Here is a 26,181-nt window from a genome sequence, read left to right on the forward strand (position 1 = left end):
TCGCCCGCCACCCGAAGCGCCCCTCGATCGAACAGCGATCGAGGGGCGCACCCGAATACCGGTTCGGTCAGCCGGAGTTGTCCCGCCGGGCCGCCCGCAGCAGGTCGGCCACATCCATGCTCCGCAACGCCGCGCCGCGATCCTCCTCGACCGGCCGGTCCGGGGCCGCCGCCCCGTCACCGGCCTCGGTGAGCGCGAGCAGCGCGGCCAACAGGCCCGTCTCGCGCAGCCGACCGAGCGGGATCCTCGCCAACGCCTCGCGAACGGAGGCCTCCTCCCGATCGGCGGCCGACAACGGCTCCGCGTCGGGTACGAGCTCGGAGAGCAGGTAGCGAGCCAACACGTGCGGATCCGGATAGTCGAACACCAGCGTCGCCGGCAGCCGCAGTCCGGTCGCCGCGCCGAGCCGGTTGCGCAGCTCGATCGTGGTAAGCGAGTCGAACCCGAGGTCCTTGAAGGCCCGTTCGGGCGCGATCGCCCCCGCCCCGGAGTGGCCGATCACCACTGCGGCCTGTTCCCGGATCAGCTCCAGGACGGCCGCGCCGCGCTCGTCGGCGGGCAACGCGGCCAGCCGTTCGGGCAGGCTCGGCGCGTTCGTCGCGTCGGTCGCCGCCCGTACGGTTCGCCGCGCCGGTCCGCGAACCAAGCCCTGGAACAGCGGCGGCAGTTCACCGCTCGCGGCGAGTATCCGCAGGTCCAGCGGCACCGGCACGACGGTGGCCTCGTCGAACGTGGCGGCGGCGTCGAGCAGCGCGAGGCCCTGGTCGGGAGTCAGCGCCTTGGCGCCCTTCTTCGCCATCCGCGCCAGGTCGGCCTCGCCCAGCGCGCCGCCCATGCCGCCGTCGCTTGCCCACAGTCCCCAGGCCAGCGACTGTCCGGGCAGGCCCAGGTCGCGTCGATGCCGGGCCAACGCGTCCAGGAACACGTTGGCTGCCGCGTAGTTGCCCTGCCCGACCCCGTCGAGCACCCCGGCAGCCGAGGAGAACAGCACGAATGCCGCCAGGTCCGCGTCCCGGGTGAGTTCGTGCAGATGCCAGGCCGCATCCACCTTGGGGCGCAGGACGGTATCCATCCGCTCCGGAGTCAGCGCCGCGAAGACCCCGTCGTCGAGCACGCCCGCCGTGTGGATCACCGCGGTCAACGGGTGCGCCGCGGGGACGTCGGCCAACAGGTCGGCCAACGCCGTACGGTCGGACACGTCGCAGGCGACCGCCCGTACCTCCGCGCCGAGCGCGCGCAGCTCCGCCACCAACTCCCGGGCACCGGGCGCGGCCGAGCCGCGCCGACCGACCAGGAGCAGCCGACGAGCGCCATGACGGGTGATCAGATGCCGGGCCACCAAGGCGCCGAGGGCACCCGTACCGCCGGTGACCAGGACCGTGCCCTCGGGATCCGGGCGCCGCGGCATGGTCAGCGCGAGCTTGCCGACGTGCCGAGCCTGGCTCAGGAAGCGGAACGCCTCCGGCGCCCGACGCACGTCCCAGCTCCGGACCGGGAGCGGGCGCAGCGCCCCGGTCGCGAACAACGCGGTCAATTCGGCCAGCATCGCCTGGATCCGGTCGGGCCCGGCGTCCATCACGTCGTACGCCTGATAGCTGACGTTCGGGTGGTCCGCGGCGACCTTGTCGGGGTCGCGCAGGTCGGTCTTGCCCATCTCCACGAAGTGCCCGCCGTGCGGCAGCAGGCGCAGCGAGGCGTCCACGAACTCCCTGGCCAGCGCGTTCAGCACGACGTGCATGCCCGCGCCGTCGGTGGTGTCGAGGAACTGCTCCTCGAAGTCGAGGGTACGCGAGTCGGCGATGTGCGCGCCGTCCAGGCCCAGGCCCGCCAGCGTGTCCCACTTGCCGCGTGACGCGGTGCCGAACACCTCGGCGCCCAGGTGTCGGGCCACCTGGAGGGCGGCCATCCCCACGCCGCCGGTCGCCGCGTGCACGAGTACGCGCGCGCCCGCCCGGGTGTCGGCCAGGTCGACCAGTCCGTACCAGGCGGTGAGGAACACCAGCGGCACGGTGGCCGCCTGCTCGAACGACCATCCGTCCGGGATCCGGGCGAGCAGCCGATGGTCGGTCACCGCGACCGGCCCGAAGGCGTTCTCGAAGATGCCCATCACCGGGTCGCCCGGGCGCAGCCCGTCGACGCCGGGGCCGACCTCCACGACCACCCCGGCGCCTTCGCCACCGATCCGGCCGCCGCCCGGGTACATGCCGAGCGCGACCAACACGTCGCGGAAGTTGACCCCCGCCGCGCGCACCGCGACCCGGACCTGGCCGGTCGCCAAGGCGACGTCGGGCTCGTCCGAGGCCACCAGGGCCAGGTGGTCCAGCGTCGTGCCACCGGCTTCCAGGCGCCAAGCTCCCGGGGGCGGCACCAGGCCCGCACCGGAGGCGGCGGTACGCAAACGCGCCACATAACCCCTGCCGTCGCGGATCAGGGCCTGCGGTTCCCCGGCGGCCACGATCGCGGGCAGCACCCGGGCCACCGCGGCCGGGCCGTCCGCGTCGACCAGGACCAGACGGTCGGGGCTCTCCGCCTGCGCGGCCCGTACCAGGCCCCATACCGCGGCGCCGACCGGATCGGTGAGGGCCTCGCCGTCGAGGGCCATGGCGCCCTGGGTCAGCACCACCAGCCGGGCCCGCTCGAACCGCTCGTCGGCCAACCAGTCCTGCACGGCGGCGAGTACGCGCGAGGTGCCCGCTCGTACCGCGTCGGGCACCCCGGCCGGGTCGTCCAGGGCATGCGGCGCGCACGGAAGCAGCACCGTGTCGAGCCCGGCCAGGGTGCCGGACGCGACGGCCTCGCCCAGCGCGGCCAGGCTCTCGTACGAGCCGGGCAGATCCGTGCCCACCGACACGAACGACGGCGCGCCCGCGAACGCGTCGGCCGGGGCGATCGGCTCCCACGCCATCCGGAACAGCGAGCCGTCGAGGGCGGATTCGTCCGCCAACTGCTCGGCGGACACGGGCCGCGCGACCAGCGACTCCACCGACATTACGGGCCGGCCGTCGTGGTCGGAGACCTCGATCGAGGACACCTCGGCGCCCTGGACCCGCCGCAGCCGGACCCGCAGCGACGCGGCGCCCGCGGCGTGCAGCCGGACCCCGTTCCAGGAGTAGGGCAGCAGGGTGGCTCCGCCTTCCTCGGCCAACGCCTCGGCGTGCAACGCGGCGTCCAGGAGGGCGGGATGCAGCCCGTAGCGACCGGCTTCGTCGCGTACCGACTCGGGCAGCGCGACTTCGGCGAACACTTCCTCGCCACGCCGCCAGGCCGCCCGCAACCCCTGGTAGGTCGGCCCGTATCCGTAGCCGCGGCCGGCCAACTCCGCGTAGCAACCCGACACATCGATCGCCGTGGCGCCGACCGGCGGCCATGGTTGCGGGTCGGCGGCCGGCGGCTCCGCGTTCGCGGCCGGACGCAGGACACCCTCGGCGTGCCGCGTCCACCCGCCGTCGACCGCGTCCTCGGCCCGCGAGTGCACGGTCAGCACCCGTCGACCGCTCTCGTCCGGTCCGCCGACCTGTACCCGGACCTGGACGCCGCCCTCCTCGGGCAGCACCAACGCCGCCGCCAGGGTGAGTTCCTCCACGATCGCGCAATCGACCTCGTCGCCGGCCCGGACCGCCAACTCCACCAGTGCCGACCCGGACACCACCACTCGACCGAGGATCACATGGTCGGCCAGCCAGGTCTGGTTCGCCGGCGAGAGTCGGCCGGTGAACAGCACGCCGTCGGACTCCGGCAAAGCCATCATCGCGCCCAGAAGCGGGTGATCCGTCGCGTCCACTCCGGCGGACGTCACATCGCCCACCCCGGTCGCCGGCGTCAACCAGTAGCGCTCCCGCTGGAACGCGTAGGTGGGCAACTCGACGTGGCGAGCACCGTGATCGGCGAAGAACGCGTCCCAGTTCACCGGCACGCCGCTCACGTGCAATTCGCCCACGGCCGCGAGGAGCGTCGCCATCTCGGAGCGGCCCTTGCGCAGCGCGGGGAGCACCACGTAGGCGGCGCCGTCCTCGGCCACGTTCTCCCGCACCATCGCGGACAGCACGCCGTCCGGCCCGAGTTCGACGAACCGGGTCACACCACGCGCGGTCAGCGCGCGCACACCTTCGGCGAAGCGCACCGCCTCCCGCACATGGCCGACCCAGTACTCGGCGTAGGTGACATCGGCGCTGCCGCCCGTGACGTTGGACACCAGCGGAATCACCGGCGACGCGTACGAAACCTGCTGCGCCACCTCGCGAAACTCGTCGAGCATGGGTTCCATCAGCGCCGAGTGGAACGCGTGCGAGGTGCGCAGCCGCTTGCTCCGGCGCGTGCCGAACCGGGCGCCGAATTCGGCGACAAACCTGGTGACGGCGGCCTCTTCGCCGGACACCACCACGGAGTTCGGCCCGTTGACCGCCGCGAGATCGACCAGGTCGGTCAGCCACGGCGCGATCTCGTCGGGATCCGCCTCCACCGCGACCATCGCCCCGCCCGTCGGCAGTTCCTGCATCAACCGGCCGCGTGCCGCCACCAGTCGCGCCGCGTCGGGCAACGACAGGACACCCGCGACGTGGGCCGCGCTCAACTCGCCCACCGAGTGGCCCATCACCACGTCCGGCCGGATGCCCCACGATTCGAACAGGCGGTACAGCGCCACCTCGACCGCGAACAGCGCCGGTTGGGCTCGCGCCGTGTCGTCGAGACCCGCCTTGTCACCCCACATCACCTCGCGCACCGGGCGGTCGCTCCAGCGGTCCAATTCGGCGCACACGGTGTCCAGGGCGGCGCGGAAGACCGGGAACGCCCGGGCGGCTTCCCGTCCCATGCCCAGCCGTTGACTTCCCTGACCGGTGAACAGGAAGGCCGTACCGCCGACATGCGCGGTGCCGCGCAGCACGCCGGGAGACGGCGTCCCTTCGGCCAGCGCCGCCAGCCCCCGCAGGAACTCGGACCGATCCAGCCCCGACACCACCGCGCGATGCTCGAACGCCACCCGCGTCGTCGCCAGGGCCCGGCCCACGGCGGCGAACCCGTCCTCGTCCGGCCCGATGTGCGACCACAGCCGACGGGCCTGGGCCCGCAGCGCGTCCTCGGTCCGACCGGAGAGCACCCACGGCACCGGGCGGGTGTGCGGCGGTTCGGGTGCGGCAGCCGGTGCCTCGGGCGGCTGCTCCAGGATCACGTGCGCGTTGGTGCCGCTGACGCCGAACGACGACACGGCCGCCCGCCGCGGTCGACCCACCTCGGGCCACGCCCGCGACTCCGTCAGCAACTCCACCGCCCCGGCGGACCAGTCCACCTCCGGCGTCGGCTCGTCCACATGCAACGTCATCGGCAACACGCCGTGCCGCATCGCCTCCACCATCTTGATGATCCCCGCCACGCCGGCGGCGGCCTGCGCATGCCCGATGTTCGACTTGATCGACCCCAACCACAACGGCCGACCCTCCGGGCGATCCTGCCCATACGTCGCCAACAGCGCCTGCGCCTCGATCGGATCACCCAATCGCGTACCGGTCCCGTGTGCCTCCACCACATCGACATCACCGACGGACAGCCCCGCACCCGCCAACGCCTGCCGAATCACTCGCTGCTGCGCCGGACCGTTGGGCGCGGTCAACCCGTTCGACGCGCCGTCCTGGTTCACCGCCGAACCCCGCACCAGCGCCAACACCCGATGCCCGTTGCGCAGGGCGTCGGACAACCGCTCCACCAGGAGCATCCCCACGCCCTCGCTCCAACTGGTGCCATCGGCGGCGGCGGCGAAGGACTTGGAGCGGGCGTCGGCCGCGAGGCCGCGCTGCGCGCTGAAGTCGACGAACGTCTTGGGCGTGGACATCACGGTCACCCCGCCGGCCAGCGCCAGCGAGCACTCCCCCGACCGCAACGCCTGCGCGGCCAGGTGCAGGGTCACCAGCGACGACGAGCACGCGGTGTCCACCGTCATCGCCGGACCCTCCAGGCCCAGCGTGTAGGCGAGTCGTCCGGAGGCCATGCTCCCCGCGCTGCCGATGCCGAGGTAGCCCGCCAGTTCGTCGGGAGCCTCGGCCAGACGGGTGGCCCAATCGTGGTACATCACGCCGGCGAACACGCCGGTACGGCTGCCGCGCAGCGTCGTGGCGTCGATGCCCGCCCGTTCCACGGCCTCCCAGGTGGTCTCCAGGAGCAGCCGGTGCTGCGGGTCCATGGCCAGCGCCTCGCGCGGGCTGATGCCGAACAGCGCGGGGTCGAAGTCCGCCGCATCGTGCAGGAATCCGCCCTCGCGGACGTAGCTCTTGCCGAGCTTGCCCGGTTCCGGGTCGTAGAGGTCGTCCACGTCCCAGTCCCGATCGTCGGGGAAGCGGGTGATGCCGTCGCGCCCGGAGGCGACCAGCTGCCACAGGTCCTCCGGCGACCCGACGCCGCCGGGGAACCGGCAGGCCATGCCCACGATGGCGATCGGTTCGTCGCCGCCGACCGACGCGGGCGCGGTGATGCCGACCGTGGACTCGCTGTTCGTCGCCTTCGACCGGATGAAGTCGGCCAGCGCCTTGGGCGTCGGATAGTCGAAGGTCAAGGTGGCGGGCAGGCGCAGCCCGGTAGCGGTGCCGAGCGCGTTGCGCAGTTCGACGGCGGCGAGCGAGTCGAAGCCGATCGTGGTGAAGGCCCGGTCCGGGTCGATCGACGCGGCGCCCTCGTGTCCGAGGACGGCGGCGACCTGGGTGCGGACCACGTCGAGGACGTATGGATGCCGTTCACCGTCCGGGAGTTCGGCCAGCCTGCGGGCCAGCGCGCCGGCCCCCGTGGCACGGCCGGCACCCGCTCGGCGGACGGTGGTGGGTACCAGTTCACGCAGCAACGCCTGCACCCCGCCGGGGCGGTTGCGCAGCGCGGCCGGGTCGATCCGCAGTGGCAGCAACGTCGCTCGGTCGGTGCCCAGGGCGCGGTCGAACAGGGCGAGGTTTTCGGCCACGGACAGGGTCACCAGGCCGGAGCGGTCGGCGCGGCGCAGCGTGGCGTCGTCGAGGCGCCCACCCATGCCGTCGGTGCCGCCCCACAGGCCCCAGGCCAGGGAGGTCGCGGGTAGGCCGGCCGCTCGGCGTTGTTCGGCCAGGGCGTCCAGGAAGACGTTCGCCGCCGCGTAGTTGGCCTGCCCGGGCGCCTCCAGGACGCCCGCGCCGGAGGAAAAAAGGACGAACGCCGACAGGTCGAGGTCGCGGGTGAGTTCGTGCAGGTGCCAGGCCCCGTCGACCTTGGGCCGAAAGACCGTGTCGACGTCGTCGGCGGTCAGCGCGCCGATCAGGTTGTCGGCGACCACGCCGGCGGTGTGCACAACCGCGCTCAGTGGGTGCTCGGCGGGTATGGCGGCGAGCAGCTCGGCCACCGCCGTGCGGTCGCCCACGTCGCAGGCGGCGATGGTGACCCCGGCGCCCAGTTCGGTCAGTTCGGCCCGGAGTCGGTCCGCGCCGGGTGCCTGCGGTCCGCGTCGACCGGCCAGGAGCAGGTTGCGTACGCCGTGTTCGGTCACCAGGTGGCGGGCCAGGTGGCTCGCCAGGCCGCCCGTGCCGCCGGTGATCAGGACCGTGCCGTCCGCGGGCCAGGGCGCGGGCTGCGGGCTTTCCGTGACGCGCGCGAGTCGCGGTACCAGGACGGTATCGCCCCGCAGCGCCAGTTCGGGTTCGCCGGCCGGCAGGTCGGGCAGTGCGGCGTCGTCGTCCAGGTCCGCGAGGACGAACCGGCCCGGGTGCTCGGCCTCGGCCGAGCGCACCAGGCCCCACAGCGGGGCCAGGGCGGGATCGGCGGGCTCGTCGTCGGGGCCGGTGGCCACCGCGCCCGTGGTGACCAGCACGAGCCGCGAATCGGCGAAGCGTTCGTCGCTCGACCAGTCGCGCAGCAGGTCGAGGAGCCCGGTGGTGGCCGTCCGCGCGGCGACGGGCGGGGCGCCCTCGGCCGGTTCGAGGCGTACGACCACCGCGTCCGGCACCGGGTCGCCCGCAGTGATCGCCGCGCCGACCGCGGCGAGGTCGCGGTGGTCGGTCCCCAGCACGACCCGGGTTCCCCGGGTCGTCTGCGGCGCGGGCGCCAGGGGTGTCCAGCGCACGCGCAGCAGCGCGTCGTCCCGGGCCGCCCGGGCACGTTGCAATTGCCCGGCGTCGACGGCACGGACGGCTATCGAGCGTACGGTGGCCACCGGCTCGCCGTCCGCGTCGGCGATCGACGCCGACACCGCGTTCGGACCGGTCGCGGTGATCCCGACCCGCAGCGCCGCGGCGCCCGCGGCGTGCAGGCGGACGCCGGTCCAGGCGAACGGCAGGCGGGTCCCGCCGTCGTCGGCACGGTCGTCGGCGAAAGCCATCGCCTGGAGCGCGGAATCCAGCAGCGCGGGGTGCAGGCCGAAGCGCTCGGCGCGCGAGCGCTCCCCGTCGGCGAACGCGACCTCGGCGAACACCTCACCACCGCGACGCCACACCGCGCGCAGGTTGCGGAACATCGGGCCGAACTCGTAGCCGTTCTGCGCGTCGTCGCGATAGAAGTCGGTGATGTCGATCGGCTGGGCCCCGACCGGCGGCCACGCCACCAGGTCGAACGCCGCCGCGGCCGGCTCCGCGCCCGCGCTGGGCGCCAGCACGCCGCTCGCGTGCCGGGTCCAGTCGTCGCCGTCGTCGGCCCGCGCGTGCACCTCGACCGACCGCCGGCCGGTATCGTCCGCCGCGCCGACGGTGATCTGCAGGGCCACGCTCCCGCTGTCCGGCAGCGCGAGGGGCACCTCCAGAGTGAGTTCGTCGACAGTGGCGCAGCCGATCTCGGCACCGGCCCGGATCGCCAGTTCCACGAACGCGGTCCCGGGCAGCAGCACGACGCCGGAGATGACGTGGTCGGCCAGCCAGGGCTGGGTCTGCGTGGAGAGCCGGCCTGCGAGCACCACACCGTCGGAGCCGGCCAGGCTCACCACGGCGCCCAGAAGCGGGTGTTCGGGGTTGCGCAGTCCCGCCGCGCGGACATCCGCGGGTGCGGTCCCGTCCAGCCAGTACCGGCGGCGCTGGAAGGCGTACGTGGGCAGTTCCACCCGTCGGGCGCCGCGGCCGGCGAAGAAGGCCGCCCAGTGGACCGCCGTGCCGCGCACGTGGGCGGCGGCCACGGCGGCGACGCATTCGTGTTCCTCCGACCGCCCTGCCCGCAGGACCGGTACGAACAGCGTGTCCGGGCCGTCGGCGGGCAGGCAGGCCGGGCCGAGCGCGGACAGGACCGGGTCCGGGCCCAGTTCCAGGAACGTGGTCACACCCTCGGCGCCCAGCCGGCGCACGGTGTCTCGAAAGCGAACGGGTTCGAGCACGTGCCGCACCCAGTACGCCGCGTCGGGGGTGAACGGGCGCCCGGTGATGCCGGACACCACGGGGATGGCCGGCGTCCGGTAGGTCATCGCCTCCGCGATCCGCCGGAACTCGTCGAGCATCGGCGCCATGAGCGGCGAGTGGAACGCGTGCGAGGTACGCAGGCGCTTGGTCCGGCGGCCGGGGAATCGGGCCACGACGGCGGCGACTCGGTCCTCGTCGCCGGAGATCACCACCGCGTCGGGGCCGTTGATCGCGGCCAGGCCCACCCGATCGTCGAGCAGCGGCCCGATCTCGTCCTCGCTTGCCTCGATCGCGACCATCACGCCCGTCGACGGCAGTTCCTGCATCAGTCGACCACGCGCCGCGACCAGCAGGGCGGCGTCCTCCAGGGACATCGCGCCGGCCACATGGGCCGCGCTCAGTTCGCCGATCGAGTGTCCGGCCAGGTAGTCGGGGACCACGCCCCACGATTCGAGGAGTCGGTACAGGGCCACCTCGATCGCGAACAGCGCGGTCTGCGCGTACGCGGTCTGCTCCAGGAGGGCGGCTTCGGGCGTGTCGGGCGCGGCGAACAGCACGTCGTGCAGCGGCGGTTCGAGTTGTATGTCCAGGTAGTCGGCGACATCGTCGAGTGCGCCTGCGAAGACCGGGAAGGTGTCGTACAGTTCCCGGCCCATCGCCAGGCGTTGACTGCCCTGGCCGGTGAACAGAAAGGCCAGCCGCCCGGCCGCCGCCGTGCCGCGCCGGATGCCCGGCGCGGCTTGGTCTTCGCGGATCGCCCGCAGCGCCCCCAGGAGTTCCTCGCGGTCGCGGGCCACGATCGCCACGCGGTGTTCGAGGGCGGTTCGGGTGACGGCGGTCGAGTAGGCCACGTCGAGAGGTGTGGGCGCGTCGGCGGAGTCGAGCAGGTCGTACAGGCGACCGGCCTGGGCGCGCAGGGCCGGCTCGTTGCCGGCGGAGAGCAGGACCGGGTTGATCCGGTCCGCATCGGGTTCGGCCTCGGGCTCGCCGACGTCGGTCGGCGGCGCCTCCTCGATGATCACGTGCGCGTTGGTGCCGCTGACACCGAAGGACGAGACGCCGGCCCGGCGAGGTCGGTCGGTCGTCGCCGGCCACGGCTGGGGTTCGGTAAGCAGGCGCACCGTTTCGGCGGACCAGTCGATGTGCGGCGAGGGCTCGTCCACGTGCAGGGTCCGCGGCAGTTCGCCGTGCCGGATCGCCTCGACGACCTTGATCACCCCGGCCGCGCCGGCGGCGGCGCCGGTGTGGCCGATGTTGGTCTTGACGGAACCGAGCCACAGCGGTCGCTCCGGCGAGTGGTCCCGGCCGTAGGTGGCGATCACCGCCTGCGCCTCGATCGGGTCGCCCAGGGTGGTGCCCGTGCCGTGCGCCTCGACCACGTCGACCTGGTCCGCGGTCAGGCCGGCGTCGGCGAGCGCCTGGCGGATCACCCGCTGCTGGGCCCGGCCGTTGGGCGCGGTCAGGCCGTTGCTGGCGCCGTCCTGGTTCAGGGCGGACCCGCGCACGATCGCGAGCACCCGGTGCCCCTGCCGGCGGGCGTCGGCGAGCCGTTCCAGCACCAGGACACCCGCGCCCTCGGCGAAGTTGGTGCCGTCGGCCGCGGCGGCGAACGCCTTGCAACGCCCGTCGGGGGCCAGGCCGCGCTGCCGGCTGAACGTGGTGAACGTACCCGGACTGGTGATCACGGTGACCCCGCCGGCGAGCGCGAGCGTGCACTCGCCCCGGCGCAGCGACTGGACGGCCAGGTGCAGCGCCGCCAACGACCCGGAGCACGCGGTGTCGACCGTCAGCGCGGGCCCTTCCAGGCCCAGCGTGTAGGCGATCCGCCCGGACACGATGCTCGGCGCGGTACCGGTCATCAGGTGGCCGTCCAGGCCGTCCGGCGCCTCGTGCACGCGCGGTCCGTACTCGTGTGGCTCGACTCCGATGAATACCCCGGATCGGGTGCCGCGCAGCGGGCCCGCGTCGATCCCGGCCCGCTCCAGCGCCTCCCAGCAGGTCTCCAGGAGCACCCGCTGCTGCGGGTCCATCGCGGTGGCCTCGCGCGGGCTGATCCCGAAGAACTCGGCGTCGAACTCGGCGGCGTCGGGCAGGAATCCGGCCTGCCGTACGTAACTCGTCCCGGGGGTGTTCGGGTCCGGGTCGTACAGCGCGTCCAGGTCCCAGCCCCGATCGTCGGGGAAGGGGGCGATCACGTGCCGGCCGTCCGCCACCAGGCGCCACAGGTCCTGCGGCGACGCCACGTCCCCGGGGAAGCGGCAGCCGATGCCGACGATCGCGATCGGCTCGTCGTCGGCCCGTGCGGTGGGCGCCGGTTCGGGATCGTCCTCGGCAATGCCGAGGAGTCGGGCACGCAGGTGTCGCGCGAGTTCGGCCGGCGTCGGATGGTCGAAGCCGACCGTCACCAACAGCTCCAGGCCGGTCGCCCCGACCAGCCTGGCGTGCAGTTCGACCAGGCCGAGCGAGTCCAGGCCCAGCTCCCGAAAGGGTCGGTCGGGACCCACCGGATCGCCGGTCCCCGGCGGGGAGTCGCCGTCCTCGGGCCGGATCTTGCGCAGCACCGCGAGCGTGTGCTCGCGGACCAGGTCGAGCAGTACGCCGGTCTGCTCGGGCCTGGACAATTCGGCCAACCGTCGGGCGAGTTCGCCGCCCGAAATCGTCGCAGCGTTCCAGGACTCAGTCATCCGCGCACTCCACACCTATTCTGACGGCGGCCGATCCGGTCTGCCCGGGTCAGGCTCGTCCCGCAGGTCGTTCCAACAAAACCGGGGAATTCGGGCGATCGCGAGAACCGCCGCTCAGGACGGGCCGGCCACCCGGGTGGCGAGACTGGCGCGATCCACTTTTCCATTTACGGTCAGCGGAATATCGTCGACCGCGACGATATTCGTCGGAATCATGTAGCCGGGCAGCGTATCCGCACAGAACGCGCGCACCTTCGCCTTGTCGAAGGCCGCGCCGCCGGGTTCGGCGACCACGAACGCGTGCAGCACCGGGTCGTTTCCCGGACGCGGCACGAGCAGCGCGACCGCGGCCGAGATGCCGGGGAATTCCAGCAACCGACGCTCCACCTCGCCCGGTTCGACGCGGTTCCCGCGGATCTGGACCTGGGCGTCGACGCGGCCGGCGAAGTACAGTTCTCCGCTTTCACCGCGATAGGCGAGGTCGCCGCTGCGCAGCACCGTGCGTCCCGAGCGCGGGTCGAGCGGATCGGGCACCAGCACGCGCGCGGTGGCCTCCGGGTCGTCCCAGTAGCCGCTGAACATCGAGGGCGCGCGCAGATGGATCTGCCCGGCGACGCCGCTCCGCTCGACCGGTCGCCCGTCCTCGTCGAGCAGGCTCACGTCGAACCCGGGGAGCGGGAAGCCGATGGACAGCCGCTCCAGGTCGTCCGGGATCGGCTGCGGCACCTCGGTGAACGAGCAGGCCATCGACTCGGTGGCGCCGTATCCGTTGACGATCCGCGCGTGCGGCAGCAGCCCCTGCAGGTGCCGCAGTTCCGGCAGCGGGAAGTCCTCGCCCGTGAACAGGATGCCGCGCACCCGGTCGAGGCCGGCGAGCAGTTCGGGCTCGTGCCGCAGCACGGGGCGCCAGATCGAGGGGACGCCGTGCACCTGGGTGGCGCCGGTGTCGCCGAGGAAGGCCAAAAAGCGCCGCGGCCAGTTCAGTTCCTCGCGCGGTACGGGCACCAGGGCCGCGCCGGTGCCCAGGGCCAGGCCGATGTCGAACAGGGCGAAGTCGAATTGCAGCGGCGAGGTGGTGGCGATCCGGTCCTCGGGGGTGATCAGGCCCTGTTCCAGGATGGCGCGGTAGAGCGAGACGACCGAGCGGTGGCTCATCACCACGCCCTTGGGGCGACCGGTGGTACCCGAGGTGAAGATGATGTACGCGGTATCGGTGCCGACGATCTCGCGCCGGTGTCGCACGCGCGCACGGGGCGCCCGCTCCACCCGCAGCCCGCCGGCGCCGAACCGCGCGGTGCCCACCGCCGCCGGCAAGTCCGCACGGCCGCCACCCTCGGCCTGCGCGTAGAGCGCGGGTTCGGCGGTATCCAGGATCGACCGCAGCCGTCCGCTCGGCGTCTCGGGACTGACCGGGATGAACGGCAGGCCGAGCAGGGAGCAGGCCAGGAGCATCGCCACGGCATCCGGTGTGACGTTCGCTTCGAGCACCACCCGGTCGCCCACGTCCAGGCCCGGTTCCGCCAGTGCCGCGGCGAATTCGTCGACCCGGTTCCGCAACTCCCCATAGGAGAGCGTCCGTACCCCGCCTTCGCCGTCACGGGTCACGAAAGCCGGCGTATCGGGAGCCGAATTCGCCGCCGCGAGCATGAACCAATAAAGGTTGTCCACCGATTCGCGCGCGCGGGCCGCGCGTCGCCCGTTCGAAATCACACGCATTCCTTCCCGACGGCTCGCGCCGCGCGGACTAGGGCTTCCCAGCCCATTTCCTAACACGGTCGGGCGACCCTCGCAAGATTGCCGGACGCGAACTCCGGGAGGTTAGGGGCAGTTAGGGGTACAGCGATATCTCCGGGGCGCACACACTTGTCGAGACACCGTATCCAGCTGACTCGAATTCCGGAATGGATTGGAAAACAGACACATGGGATCTCAGCTCGAAGCCGGTTCCGCGGTCGTGTTTCCCGGCATCAGCCCCTGCCGCTTCGACGACGTGGCGAAGTTCATGCTGATCAATCCCGCCGCCCGCGCCCTGGTGGCCGAGGCGGACGACCGGCTCGGCTACTCGCTGGTCGATCGATATCGCGAAGCACCGGGCGATTACTCGGAGTTCGCGCGCGTGGCGTTCCTGGTCAACTGCCTGGCACCGGCGTACTGGGCCGAGGACGCGCTGGACATGCGGCCGGACGTGATCCTGGGTGCCAGCTTCGGCGGGACACCTGCGGCGGTGTACTCGAGGTCGCTGGACTTCGCCGACGCCGTGTCGCTGACCGCCCGGTGGGGGCACGCGCTGGACGCGTACTTCGCCCGAGAGCACGGCGACGTGGTCACCCAGTCGTTCGCCCGGACCCCCGCCGACCGGCTGGCCCAGGTGCTGGGCGAGTTGGACGAACGAGGCGAGTGGCACGAGATCGCCTGCCACATCGACGAGGAATTCCACATGGTCTCGGTGCGCGAGGCCGGCCTGGAGCAACTGAACGAGCGGGTACGCGCAGTGGGCGGCCTGCCGTTGTCCACCATGCGTCCGCCGATGCACTCGCGCCTGTTCGGCCCGCTGCGTCGGCACATCGAGGACACCGTCTTCGCGGACCTGCGCTTTCGCGACCCGAAGCTACCGGTGGTCTCGGACCACGACGGAAGCGTGCTGCGTACCGGCGAGCAGATCCGCACGCTGCTCCTGGACGGCATCGTCCGCGCGGTCCACTGGCCGACCGCGGTGGCCACGCTGCGCCGGGCCGGGGTGGTCAGGGCCTACGTGGCCGGGCCGGACAGCCTGTGGGGCCGGGTGCCGTGCACGACCCGAAGCTTCGAGGTCGTCCCGCTGAAGCCGCAGACCGCGATGCGCCCCCGGCGCCGGCTCACCGCCGCGTAGCACCGGCTCACGCGGCAGACGTGATCATTCTGGACAACGTCGCCCACAACGCGTCGGGGGTGGCGAAGTTCTCCATGTTCAGCGCGTCGTCCACGAACCGGGCGCCGTACGCCTGTTCCAAAGCGGCCAACAGCTCGACGGTGCTCATCGAGTCGAGGCCGAGGTCGCGTAGTTCCGAGCCGCCGCCGAGCCGCTCGTCGGGCCCGAGGAACGGTACGTACCGTCGCACGATCGCTTCGAACTGGTCGTCCCACATGGTGAACCTCCACGTTTCGAGGACTGTTGTCCCGGTGTCTTCCTCGCCGACAACGTAGGTCGGCCCGCGAAGGCGCCCCAACCCGTAACGACCCCTCTTTCCTGGGAGAGACCATGTCCGAAGCACCTGCGCACGCACTGCACGCGCGCTTCCTGCGCGGGCTCGCCATCGCCCCTGAGGGGACCGCGTTCCGGGTCGGCGCCGAGGCCGTCGGGTACGCACGCGCCCACGCGGAGGCGCTGCGGTGGGCGGGGGCGCTGACGGCCGGCGCGACGAAGCCACCGAGAGCGGTGGCCGTCTTGGCGAACAAGGGCTTCGAGAGTTATGTGGGGATCCTGGCCGCGCTGTACAGCGGGGCCACGGTGGTACCGCTGCATCCGGACTTTCCGGCGAGCCGCACCCGGCACATGCTCGCGGCGTCCGGCGCCGACGCGGTGATCGCCGACGGCGCCGGCCTTGCCGCGTTGGCCCGGGCCGAGTCGGACCTGCCCGTGCTCGCGCCGGCCCGCACCGACGACGGGCGGTCGCGCCGGATCGCGCTGCACACGCGCGATGCGCTGGACGAACCGGTGTGGGCCGACCCGTCCGATGTCGCGTACACGCTGTTCACGTCCGGCTCCACCGGTCGCCCCAAGGGCGTGCCGATCACCCATGGCAACCTGCATCACTACTTCGAACTGATGGACCGGCGCTACGACTTCACCGCCGAGGATGTGTTCTCCCAGGCCACCGAGCTGAACTTCGACTGTGCCGCGTTCGACCTGTTCTGCGCGTGGGGCGCAGGCGCGAGCGTGCACGCCGTGCCCGCGCAGGCATACCTGGACCTGCCCGCGTTCGTGGCCGAGCGGAGGATGACCGTCTGGTTCTCCACCCCCAGCGGCATCGCCATGGTCCGCCGCCTGGGCGGTCTCGCCCCCGGCGCGCTGCCGTCGTTGCGCTGGAGCTTCTTCGCGGGCGAGGCGCTGCTGTGCGCCGACACCGCGGACTGGCAGGCCGCCGCCCCGGGTTCGGCGGTGGAGAACCTGTACGGCCCGACCGAGCTGACCATCACCATCACCGGCCACCGCTGGTCGCCCGAGGTGTCACCGCGGTTGAGCGTCAACGGCATCGTGCCGATCGGCGCGGTGCACGAGCGGCACGACCACCTGCTGCTCGGCGAGGACGGCGAACCTCGGGACACGGAAGGCGAGTTGTGCATCGCCGGCCCCCAGGCGACGGCCGGCTACCTGGATCCGGCCGACGACCCGGGGCGCTTCCTTTGCCGCGACGGGCGTACCTGGTATCGCACCGGCGATCGGGTCCGCCGGCTGGCCAACGGGGAGCTCGCCTATCTCGGTCGGCTGGACGCCCAGGTCCAGGTCCAGGGGTGGCGGGTGGAACTCGCCGAGGTCGACAACGCCGTCCGGACCTGCCCGGGGGTGGTCGACGCGGCCACCGTGACCAGGCCGAGCGAGTCCGGCCTGGAGCTCGTCGTGTACTACACCGGAGCCCCCACCCCGCCCGCGGTCCTCGCCCGGCACCTGCGCACCACCCTGCCCAGCGGCCTGATCCCCAAGCACTATCACCATCTCGACGCGTTCCCGCTCAACCCCAACCGCAAGGTGGACCGGCGCAGACTCGCCGAACTGGCCGCCGGCGCGGCGCGGGTCGGGGTCGGGTCCCAGTAGTGCCGCGCCCGGCACCAGGAGGCCCTGTCCGGCGGATCCCGGTCCAGGGTTCAGGCGTTGGCCCGGGCGGCGGCGGCTCGCTCCTTGATCAGCACCCCGATGCCGTCGAGCACACAGCGCAGGCCGAACTCCTCGCCGTCCCCCTCGGCGGGCTCGAACGCCCCCGAGGACATCGCCGCGAGCAGCGCCGGGTAGCGGTCACGGTGCGTGCGCACCAACTCCCCCACGTCCGAGCCCCACTGCTCGGCCATGTCGGAGGTGATCGGCTGCTGCTCCTCCTCCTTGCTGACCGAGCGGTAGATCCAGCTTCGGATCAGGCCGGTCAGGGCGAACACGGCGTCCAGCTTCTCCGCGCCGGTGAGCCCGGTCCCGGACAACGAGTCGACCGCGGCTTCCAGCCAGCTCAACTGGTTGGGACCCATCGGACCGGGCGCGGCGAGTTCGAACATCCACGGGTGTCTGTGGTAGACGCCGCGCAGCCTTCTGGCCCACTCCTCCAGCTTCGGCCGCCAGTCGTCGGCGACGTCGTCCAGGCTCGGCGACACGTCGATCGCCCCGTCGATCATGAAGTCGATCAGCTGCGCCTTGCCCGGCAGGTACCGGTACAGCGACATGGTGGTGAAGCCGAACTCGCTGGCGATCCGCTGCATGGAGACGGCGGACAGCCCCTCGCGGTCGGCGACCTCGATGGCGACCTCGACGATCCGCGCGGTGGACAGCCCGGGCTTGGGACCGCGGCTGGGCCGCTCCCGCTCGCCCCCCCACAACATCTCGACACTCCGTGCTCGTCCCCGTGGTCCGCCGTCCGATCCCGCTGCCATCTCCACTCCCAGCACTCGATCGACCCAACTATGGCGCGCAGCCTAATCATATGCCTCGTTATGCAACAGGGTTACGGCGGAGATCCGCACATCTCCCCACCGCAATCCCCGAGCGACCCACAGGCGCCTGGAGCGATAGTCATCCTCATGAACATAAGATTTAGGCTTTCTCCGCTCTTTCACAACTACAGCGGGTAGTGAAGTCCATTCGAAATTGCAATCCCGAACGGGATCGACGAGACGCCGACCGCCCTGCGGAGGCGACCGCGGGCCTCACGTTACCGGACAAACCAGCCGGATGATGATCCGGCACGACACGTGAACGTGCTTGTGTACCAAGAGAGTTCCCGAATCCGATTTAGGGGCGGCTAGGGGTACGGGCGGCTCGCGTCGTGTCATAGCGTTTCGCGAGGAATCCGCCGCCTCCGAGGCTCGACCACTATTCGCGCATATGTCGATTTCGCCGGCGCGAGCGGCACATCCCATTGCCCCGGCACACGGGATCACCTTCCCGGCCCGCAGCGGCACTGAACTCGCTCCGTGGGACTGTTCCCGGCGGAGAATCTTCCCGCCCAGATGGGAGTTCGCGATGACTTTGGATATCACCGTGCAGGAGGCGGAAGCCGCGATCCAGCGACTGGCCACACCGCCGATGATCCCCGATCCGTATCCGCTCTACGACACCATTCGACGGGTCGCGCGGGTATTCGAGAGCACCACCCTGGGCGGCGCCTACGCCGTGACCGGGTACAAGGAGGTGGCCGCGGCCGCGAAGATGGGCGGCATGCGCAACGGCGTCCGCGCCGCGGCGATGCAGCGGCAGGACTGGCAGGAACACGAATCGCTGCGGCTGTTCCTGCGCGCCCTGGTCAATCTGGACGCTCCGGAGCACACCGCCATGCGCGAGGTGGCCGCCGCGATCTTCACCCCCAACGCCATCAGGGCGATGCGCGAATCGATCGAGCAGCTGGCCGACCGGTATCTCGACGACCTGGCCGAGCACGCGAGCGGCGGCAGCGCGGTCGACCTGGTCGAGGTCGTGTCGAGTCCGTTCCCGGTCGCGGTGATCTCCGAGATGCTCGGCGTTCCGGCCAACCAGGGCATGCTCTTCTACAAGCTCGCCAACGACTGGACGCGCGTGTGGGGCGGCGGCAACTACAGCGACGAGGACCTCGCCCAGGCGGACGCCTCGGTGACCGAACTGCGCGGCTACTTTGACGAGTTGATCCGCGAGCGGCGCTCTCGGCGACGGGACGACCTGATCTCGGCGCTGGTCGACCAGCACGAGGCCGGGCGGCTGGACGACGAGGATCTGATGGCGCTGGCCACGTTCTTGTTCATCTCCGGGTTCGAGACCACCACCAACCTGATCAGCATGGGCCTGTACACGCTGTTGGAGAACCCGGATCAGCTGCGGCTGTGGCGGGAGAACCCGGACATCACCCCGAGCGCGGTCGAGGAACTGCTGCGCCACGGCACGCCGATCTCCGGCACCATCCGGCTCACCGCGGAGCCGATCGAGCTGGGCGGCCTGCAGATCCCGCCCGGCAAGATGCTGTTCCTGATGACGGCCGGGGCCAACCGCGACCCCGAGCAGTTCCCCGATCCCGACCGCCTGGACCTGACCCGCGCCGACGGCGCACACGTCAGCTTCGGCGGCGGCGCGCACTACTGCCTGGGCGCCAACCTCTCGCGAATGGAGGCCCAGGTGATCTTCCCCGCGCTGCTCCGCCGGTTCCCCACCATCGAGGTCGCTGGGACGCCGGAGTTCCGCACCGCGATCGGCCTGCACGGCTTCGAGCGGCTGCCGGTCGTGCTCGGGAAGTGATTCGACCGAAATGATCTCGGGGTCGGCGGGCCCGAAGCACTGCGACGGGCCTGCGACCCCGGGATCATTTTTGTGTGTCGGCCGTGCCCGCGCGTACATGCCGATGGGGCGTGCGTACGGTTCGTCAACCGTGTGCACGCCCCCGGCGGATCGAGGCTCAGCCCCGCGGATCGAACCCGGCACCGAGCTTGGCGATCAGGCCGCCGTCGATCTTGAGCTGCGCGCCGGTGACGTACCGGGATTCGTCCGAGGCGAAGTAGACGACCGCGTGCGAGATGTCGACCGGTTCCAGGTAGGCGATCGGCATGCCGTGCATGGGCCGCATCACCGCCTCGACGTCGGCCAGGGTGGGGGCCTCCAGGTCCGGCCGGAACGTGCGGTAGGCGGCCTCGTTCTGGATCAGCTCGGTCGCCACGTTGGTCGGGTGCACCACGTTCACCCGACGCCCCGAGGGCGCCAGTTGCACCGAGAGCCACTCGGCGTATTCGGCCAGGATCCGCTTGGAGAAGCTGTAGCCCGCGGCGCCGGGACCGACACCGGCGTTCCCGTCGTAGCGGGGCATCAGCCCCGACACCGAACCCATCAGGATGATCGACGCGCCCTCGCCCAGGTGCGGCAGCGCCGCGTGCACGGTGTTGAGCGCGCCCAGGAGGTTGACGTCGAGGGTCTCGGTGAAGGCCGCGATCGGCAGGTCCACGCCGAGCGGGCTGATGCCGGCGTTGGGGATCACCACGTCCAGGCGGCCGAGCTCGGCCACGCCCTCGTCGAGCGCCGTCCGCAGCGCCTCGCGGTCGCGTACGTCGGCGCGCTTGGCCACCGCACGGCGGCCGGCCTTCTCGATCAGGCGGACCGTCTCGTCCAGATCGGAGACGGTCGCCCCCGCGTACCGAGCGGTCGCGGCGTCCGCGCAGACGTCCAGCGCGATGATGTCGGCGCCCTCCTCGGCCAATCGCACGGCGTGACTGCGTCCGAGCCCGCGGGCCGCGCCGGTGATCGCCACGACTTTGTCCAGTACACGTTGCATTTTGGGGCCTCCGCCGACTGTTTCGAAAACTGTCCCGGTGAAACCGCCACCCACCCGACGCGCATTGTCGGAAGGAAGTGTCGGCCAGGTCCCTTCCTATCGCCGGATGCCTGTTCGAGGACACGGCGTGCGACCCCTACATTCGGCCTTCCGGCCCTTAATCCGGAACACGATCCGCGGTTACCGCGGCGGTCTCAGGTGAGCACCCAGCCATGGTTTCGGGCGACTTCGCCGAGGCACTCGCGGATCTGCGCGATTTGTTGGCCTGTGGTGGTGGGAGCCCCTTCGATGATCGCCTCGGTCACCTCGTGCATGAACTCGAACGTGGTGACGGTACGTTCCGTACCCGCGTGCTCGGTCGGGCCGAATCGGGTCCGGGCCGTCGACTTCTCCAGCGTGGGGGCGGGTTTGCCGGCGCCCGGCGCCGGGCCCTCGACGGTGCGCACGGCAATGGCACGCAGCCCGCGATCACCGGTGGCGGTGTCGAATTCGACCAGCGTCCCCGGCTTCAGGAACTGCTTGTCGGAGAGGAACTCGTTGGCGTGCATGAAAACATCGCTGCCGCCGGCGTGAGGCGTGATGAAACCGTATCCGCGGGCCTCGTCGAAACGAACCAACCTACCCACCATCACAACATTGACCCTTTCTCGATCCGCGCCTGTGCGCTGTCGGATTCCGAATCGGCCGAGCCGCCGATGGCCTCACCCGTCGGCGGCCCGCCGGCCACAGCACTCCTAAGCGTGAGCCGCGGTACCACTTGCTTCGGACGCACCCACAGCCGTTTCCTCGTCGCCGTGCGCGAAGACCCGGGGCAGACCCCGCAGGGTGATCAGCGTGAAGACGCAGATCACGCTCAGGATGATGCCGTTGGTCAACAGCGCGTAGTGCATGCCGTCCATGAACGCGTCCTTGCCGCTCGACACGAGGTCGGCGGCGATCGCGGGCGGCTGGTTGGCGGCCACCTCGATCGCTCCGCCCACCGAGTCTCCGGCGGTGGACGCCTCCTTGCCGCTCAGGCCGCTCGGGAGGTCGACCGCGTGCCGGTAGCCGGCGTTCAGGATGGTGCCGATGACGGCCATGCCCATCGCCGCGCCGAGTTCACCGCCGGTGGTGGCGATACCCGAGGCGATGCCCGATTTCTCCTTGGGCGCGCTGTTGATGATGATCTCCACCGTGCAGGCGAAGATGCAGGCCGCCGCCACGCCGTGGACCAGGGTCGGGATCAGCAACGCGGAGTAGCCCGCGTCGACGTCGGTCATCTGGTACAGGAACATCGCCAGCGCCAGCAGGCCCAGGCCGAGGGCCACCACCCGCCCCTGACCGAGGCGGGGGATCAACAGGCCGACGAACGGCGCTGCGAACATGCCCATCACGGCCGGTGGCAGCAGCGCCAGGGCCGCCTTCATCGGCGACCAGTCGTGCACGAACTGCAGGTACTGGCTCACCAGGAGGAGCGACCCGACGGACGCGAACATGGTGAAGGTATTCGCGGTGAACGCCCCCGAGAAGGCCCGGTTGCGGAAGAGCGACACCTCGATGATCGGGTGCTCGATCTGCGTCTGCCGCCAGATGAACAGGGCGAGCGCGATCAGGCCGAGGGCCCCCGCGATCAGGATGCGCGGCTCGTCGAGGCCGTCGCGCACCGACTCCTGGATCGCGTAGACGATGCCGAGGATGCCCATCGCCGAGAGCACCACGCTCGGTACGTCGAGCCGGCCGGGTTGCGGATTGCGCGATTCCGGCACCAGGAGCAGACCGCCGAGGAAGACGATCCCCATCAGCGGCAGGTTGATCAGGAAGACCGATCCCCACCAGAAGTTGTCCAGGAGCGGACCGCCGATGATCGGCCCGAGCGCGGTGCCGCCACTGACCATGCCGGTCCAGATGCCGACCGCGATGGTCCGTTCCTTCGGGTCGGCGAACATGCTCCGGATGATCGACAGCGTGGTCGGGTAGATCGTGGCGCCCGCGACACCGAGCAGCGCGCGACCGGCGATCAGCCAGTTGGCGTCCGGCGCCCAGGCAATCAGGGCGGACGCGCCGGCGAAGCCGACCGAACCGAGCACGAGCAGCTTCTTGCGCCCGATCCGGTCCCCCACGACACCCATGGTGATCAGCAGACCGGCCATCGCCAGACCGTAGATGTCGGCGATCCACAGGATCTGACTGCCGGTCGGGGTCGGGTCCAGTTCCTTGGTCAGGGACGGGATGGCGAGCTGGAGGACGGTGAGGTCGACGCTGATGACGAGCGCGGCGACACACAGGACGGAGAGCGCCAGCCATCTGCGCGACGAACTCATTAAGGGTGCGTTGATATGGGTCGACTGCGACCCATCCGAGGGACTGGTCATGTTCGTTCTCCACATGATCTATCGGGTCTATCGGCCAACTGTATACGCCATAGACGCTTGTGTTTATGTTATACGCAGATGCGGAGAGCGTGTCAACAGCCGCGGAATCCGCTGCCGAAGCGACGACGGGCACCCGCTCGCCGTGAGCGGGTGCCCGGATATCTTCTCGGCCGATGCCTCAGAGACCACCGAGTTCGTCGTCCAGGGCGTCGAACAACTCGTCGTCCGTGGCGGCGTGGAAATCCGGTTCCGGTCCGGGGTCCGACTCCGCCAGCGCGGCGGCGTCGTGCGCGGCGTGCCACTTGCGCACCAGGGCGTCCAGGCGCGCGGTGACCCGGGGGTGGGCCCCGGCTCCGGCCCCGGCGTGGGCCAGCGCCGCCTCCAGGCGGTCGAGCTCGGCGAGCAGCGGTCCGCTCTCGGCCGCGGCGGCGGGACTGATCAGCCCGTCCAGGTAGTCGGCGACGGCCCGCGAGGTCGGGTGGTCGAAGGCCAGCGTGGTGGAGAGCCGACGGCCGGCGACCACCCCGAGGCGGTTGCGCAGCTCCACCGCCGCGAGCGAGTCGAACCCCATTTCCTGGAAGGCCCGTTCGGGCTCGATCGCCTCGGCCGAACCGTGCCCCAGGACGGCGGCGACGTGCGTGCGCACCAGATCCAGGAGCATCCGCTCTCGTTCCTCGCCGAACAGTGCGGCCACCCGCCGCTCGAACGCGGCGGCGACCGATTCCCCGTCGGCGCGCACGAGTTGCCGCATCGGTCCGCGGACCAGGCCGCGCAACAACACCGGGATGCCCTCCACCCGGCCCTGCGAGCGCACCACACCGGTGTCCAGTCGGGCCGCGACCACCGATGGCACGGCGCAGGACAGCGCCTCGTCGAGGCGGGCCAGCCCCTCGGGTACGGACAGCGAGTCGAGTCCGTGCCGGCGCAGCCGCGCCCGGTCGACTTCGGCCGCCCGGTCGCGAGCCGCCCACGGCCCGAAGGCCACCGACACCGCCGGCAGCCCCAGGGCCCGCCGGTGCGCGGCCAGCGCGTCCAGCGCCGCGTTCGCCGCCGCGTCGGCGGCCTGGCCGGCCGGGAACAGCATGCCGACGGCCGAGGAGAACAGTACGAACGCGGCCAGGTCGAGGTCGCGGGTCAGGCGGTGCAGATGCCATGCGACGTCGGCGCGCGAACGCAGGGCCTCGGCGAACCGATCGGCGGCCGACGTGGCGACCATCCCGTCCTCCGCCGAGCCCGCGGTGTGCACCACTGCGGTCAGCGGATGGTCGGCGGGGATGGCGGCCGTCAGCGCGGACAGGGCGTCGAAGTCGGTCAGGGCACACTCGACGACGTGCACCCGGGGGTCGGGCTCGGGCACGTCGGGACCGGCCGCCCCGGGTTCCAGGGCCAACACCACGTGACGGGCCCCTCGTTGCGTCGTCAGATGCCGGGCCACCAGCATGCCGAGCGCCCGATCGTCGGCGGTGACCAGGACCGTCCCCTCGCCATCCCAGGTCGGCGCGTCATCCGCCGGGTCCGCGAGCGGCACCCGGGCCAACCGGGGCGCGAACGGCTCGCCCGCGCGGATCGCCAACTCCGGTTCGCCCGACGCCACCGCCGCGGGCAGCGCACGCCGCGACTCGGCCGAGCCGTCCAGATCGATCAGCACGAACCGGCCGGGATTCTCCGCCTCCGCCGCCCGTACCAGCCCCCACACCGGCGCGTGCCTAAGGTCGGCGCCGGTGGAGACGCCCTCGGTGACGACCACAAGTCGCGCGGCGGCGAACCTGTCCTCGGCCGACCAGAGTTGCACCGACCGCAGCACCTCGCCAAGGACCGTACGAGCGTCCGCCATCGGATCGTCGCCGGTGAGCACGGGGCAGGTGAGCAGCACCTGATCCGGCATCCGCTCCGGTATCACGGCGAACAGCTCCGGGAGGTCCTGCGGCACGGGATGGCCCGCGTGGTCGCCGAGCGGCGTCCAGGTCAGCTGGAACAGCCCCTCCCGGGACCCGCCCGCGTCGACTTCGAGCGCGGCCGGCGAGACCGGCTCCCAACGAAGCGACGCCACGGTCGCCACCGGCCGACCGGCCTCGTCCGCCATGGTCACGGTCATGTCGCCGCCGGCGCCGGGCGTCGACCGCACGCGCAGGACCGCGGATCCGGCCGCGTGCAGGTGCACTCCGCTCCAGGCGGCGGCAGCCAGTGGTGCCTCCTCGCCGAACGCGACCAGGCCGACGTGCAGCACGGCGTCCAGGAGTGCGGGATGCAGCCCGTACCGACCGGCCTCGGCCTGCACCGACTCGGGCAACGCGACCTCGGCGAACACCTCGTCGCCGCGCCGCCACGCCGCACGCAGGCCCCGATGGGTCGGCCCGAGGCCAAGGCCGCGATCGGCCAACTCCGCGTATACCTCGCCCACGTCGATCACCGACGCCCCCACGGGCGGCCACGGGTCCGGATCGGTCGCGCCGGCGGCCTGCGGTGTCCCTCGGTCCAGCAGGCCGGTCGCGTGCCGTGCCCAGGGGGCGTCCGGGTCGGTGTCGGGGCGCGAGTAGACGGTGAACGCGCGTCGTTCGCTCTCGTCGGCGCGACCGACCACCAGGTGCAGGTGTACGGAGCCGTCCTCGGGGAGGATCAGCGGCGTGTCCGGGGCCAGCTCCGCCAGGATGCCGCAGCCGACCTCGTCGCCTGCGCGAATCGCCAGGTCCACCAGAGCCGAAGTGGAGAGCACGACGCGACCCTGCATCCGATGATCGGCCACCCAGGCGTGGGTGCGGGCCGACAGCCGAGCCGTGAACGCGACGCCGTCGGACTCGGGCAGGGGCACCATCGCGCCCAGGAGCGGGTGTTCGGGCGAACCCAGGCCCATGGACGCCGGGTCGCCCCCGGTCGGGGCGTCCAACCAGTAGCGCTCCCGCTGGAAGGCGTAGGTCGGCAGTGCGACGCGGCGGGCGCCGTGGCCGGCGAAGAACGCGTTCCAGTCGACGAAGACCCCGTTCACGTGCAACTCGGCCAGCGCGGACACCAACGACTCCGCCTCGGGACGACCCTTGCGCAGCGCGGGGACCACGACGACATCGTCGTCCGCGACACACCCGCGCACCATCGCCGACAACACGCCGTCCGGGCCGAGTTCGACAAACCGGGAGACCCCGCGCGACCGCAGGAATGCCACCCCGTCCGCGAAGCGCACCGCCTCGCGCACATGCCGAACCCAATAATCCGCCGACACCGGCGCATCCACCAGTTCACCCGTCACGTTCGACACCACCGGAATGGACGGGGCCGCATACGACAACCCCTCGGCCACCGCCCGGAACTCGTCCAACATCGGGTCCATCAACTCCGAGTGGAACGCGTGCGACACCACCAGCCGACG

At 71.7% G+C, this 26,181-nt stretch carries 11 protein-coding genes; 3 read left to right on the forward strand and 8 right to left on the reverse strand.

The window, feature by feature from the left end; translation table 11 throughout:
- Positions 1 to 67 precede the first annotated feature (67 nt).
- Positions 68 to 12,004 carry an SDR family NAD(P)-dependent oxidoreductase gene (locus ACFZBU_RS26895; RefSeq protein WP_391586227.1) on the reverse strand — a complete coding sequence of 3,979 codons (11,937 nt, stop codon included), beginning with the start codon at positions 12,002 to 12,004 and terminating at the stop codon, positions 68 to 70.
- Positions 12,005 to 12,118: 114 nt separating this feature from the next.
- Positions 12,119 to 13,720: an AMP-binding protein gene (locus ACFZBU_RS26900; RefSeq protein WP_391586251.1), complete on the reverse strand. Its 1,602-nt coding sequence runs from the start codon at positions 13,718 to 13,720 to the stop codon at positions 12,119 to 12,121.
- A gap of 205 nt (positions 13,721 to 13,925) precedes the next feature.
- On the opposite strand from ACFZBU_RS26900, the gene ACFZBU_RS26905 reads away from it, so the two are divergent.
- A complete protein-coding gene (locus tag ACFZBU_RS26905; protein WP_391586228.1) occupies positions 13,926 to 14,873 on the forward strand; it encodes an ACP S-malonyltransferase in 948 nt (315 codons plus the stop codon).
- Positions 14,874 to 14,880: 7 nt separating this feature from the next.
- Here ACFZBU_RS26905 and ACFZBU_RS26910 read toward each other — a convergent pair whose 3' ends face one another.
- A complete protein-coding gene (locus ACFZBU_RS26910; protein ID WP_391586229.1) occupies positions 14,881 to 15,129 on the reverse strand; it encodes an acyl carrier protein in 249 nt (82 codons plus the stop codon).
- Positions 15,130 to 15,242: 113 nt separating this feature from the next.
- Here ACFZBU_RS26910 and ACFZBU_RS26915 point away from each other — a divergent pair, with 113 nt between their 5' ends.
- Positions 15,243 to 16,796: an AMP-binding protein gene (locus tag ACFZBU_RS26915; protein WP_391586230.1), complete on the forward strand. Its 1,554-nt coding sequence runs from the start codon at positions 15,243 to 15,245 to the stop codon at positions 16,794 to 16,796.
- Positions 16,797 to 16,846: 50 nt separating this feature from the next.
- Here ACFZBU_RS26915 and ACFZBU_RS26920 read toward each other — a convergent pair whose 3' ends face one another.
- Positions 16,847 to 17,566 (reverse strand): TetR/AcrR family transcriptional regulator, encoded by a 720-nt coding sequence (locus ACFZBU_RS26920; protein ID WP_391586231.1) that lies wholly within the window; start codon positions 17,564 to 17,566, stop codon positions 16,847 to 16,849.
- A gap of 640 nt (positions 17,567 to 18,206) precedes the next feature.
- Here ACFZBU_RS26920 and ACFZBU_RS26925 point away from each other — a divergent pair.
- On the forward strand, positions 18,207 to 19,445 hold the full coding sequence (locus ACFZBU_RS26925) for a cytochrome P450 (RefSeq protein WP_391586232.1): 1,239 nt from the start codon (positions 18,207 to 18,209) through the stop codon (positions 19,443 to 19,445).
- Between the two features lie 157 nt (positions 19,446 to 19,602).
- Here ACFZBU_RS26925 and ACFZBU_RS26930 read toward each other — a convergent pair whose 3' ends face one another.
- The 4 genes from ACFZBU_RS26930 to ACFZBU_RS26945 form a co-directional block, all read right to left on the reverse strand.
- The gene (locus tag ACFZBU_RS26930; RefSeq protein WP_391586233.1) at positions 19,603 to 20,469 is read right to left on the reverse strand and encodes a mycofactocin-coupled SDR family oxidoreductase; all 867 of its coding nucleotides are present in this window, start codon (positions 20,467 to 20,469) and stop codon (positions 19,603 to 19,605) included.
- 194 nt (positions 20,470 to 20,663) lie between these two features.
- Positions 20,664 to 21,098 (reverse strand): cold shock domain-containing protein, encoded by a 435-nt coding sequence (locus tag ACFZBU_RS26935; protein WP_391586234.1) that lies wholly within the window; start codon positions 21,096 to 21,098, stop codon positions 20,664 to 20,666.
- Between the two features lie 105 nt (positions 21,099 to 21,203).
- Positions 21,204 to 22,769: an MFS transporter gene (locus tag ACFZBU_RS26940; protein ID WP_391586235.1), complete on the reverse strand. Its 1,566-nt coding sequence runs from the start codon at positions 22,767 to 22,769 to the stop codon at positions 21,204 to 21,206.
- A gap of 229 nt (positions 22,770 to 22,998) precedes the next feature.
- Positions 22,999 to 26,181 (reverse strand): KR domain-containing protein (locus tag ACFZBU_RS26945; protein WP_391586236.1); only part of this gene is annotated, 3,183 nt, incomplete at its 5' end.

The sequence above is a fragment of the Embleya sp. NPDC008237 genome, assembly GCF_042956465.1.
Lineage (GTDB): Bacteria > Actinomycetota > Actinomycetes > Streptomycetales > Streptomycetaceae > Embleya.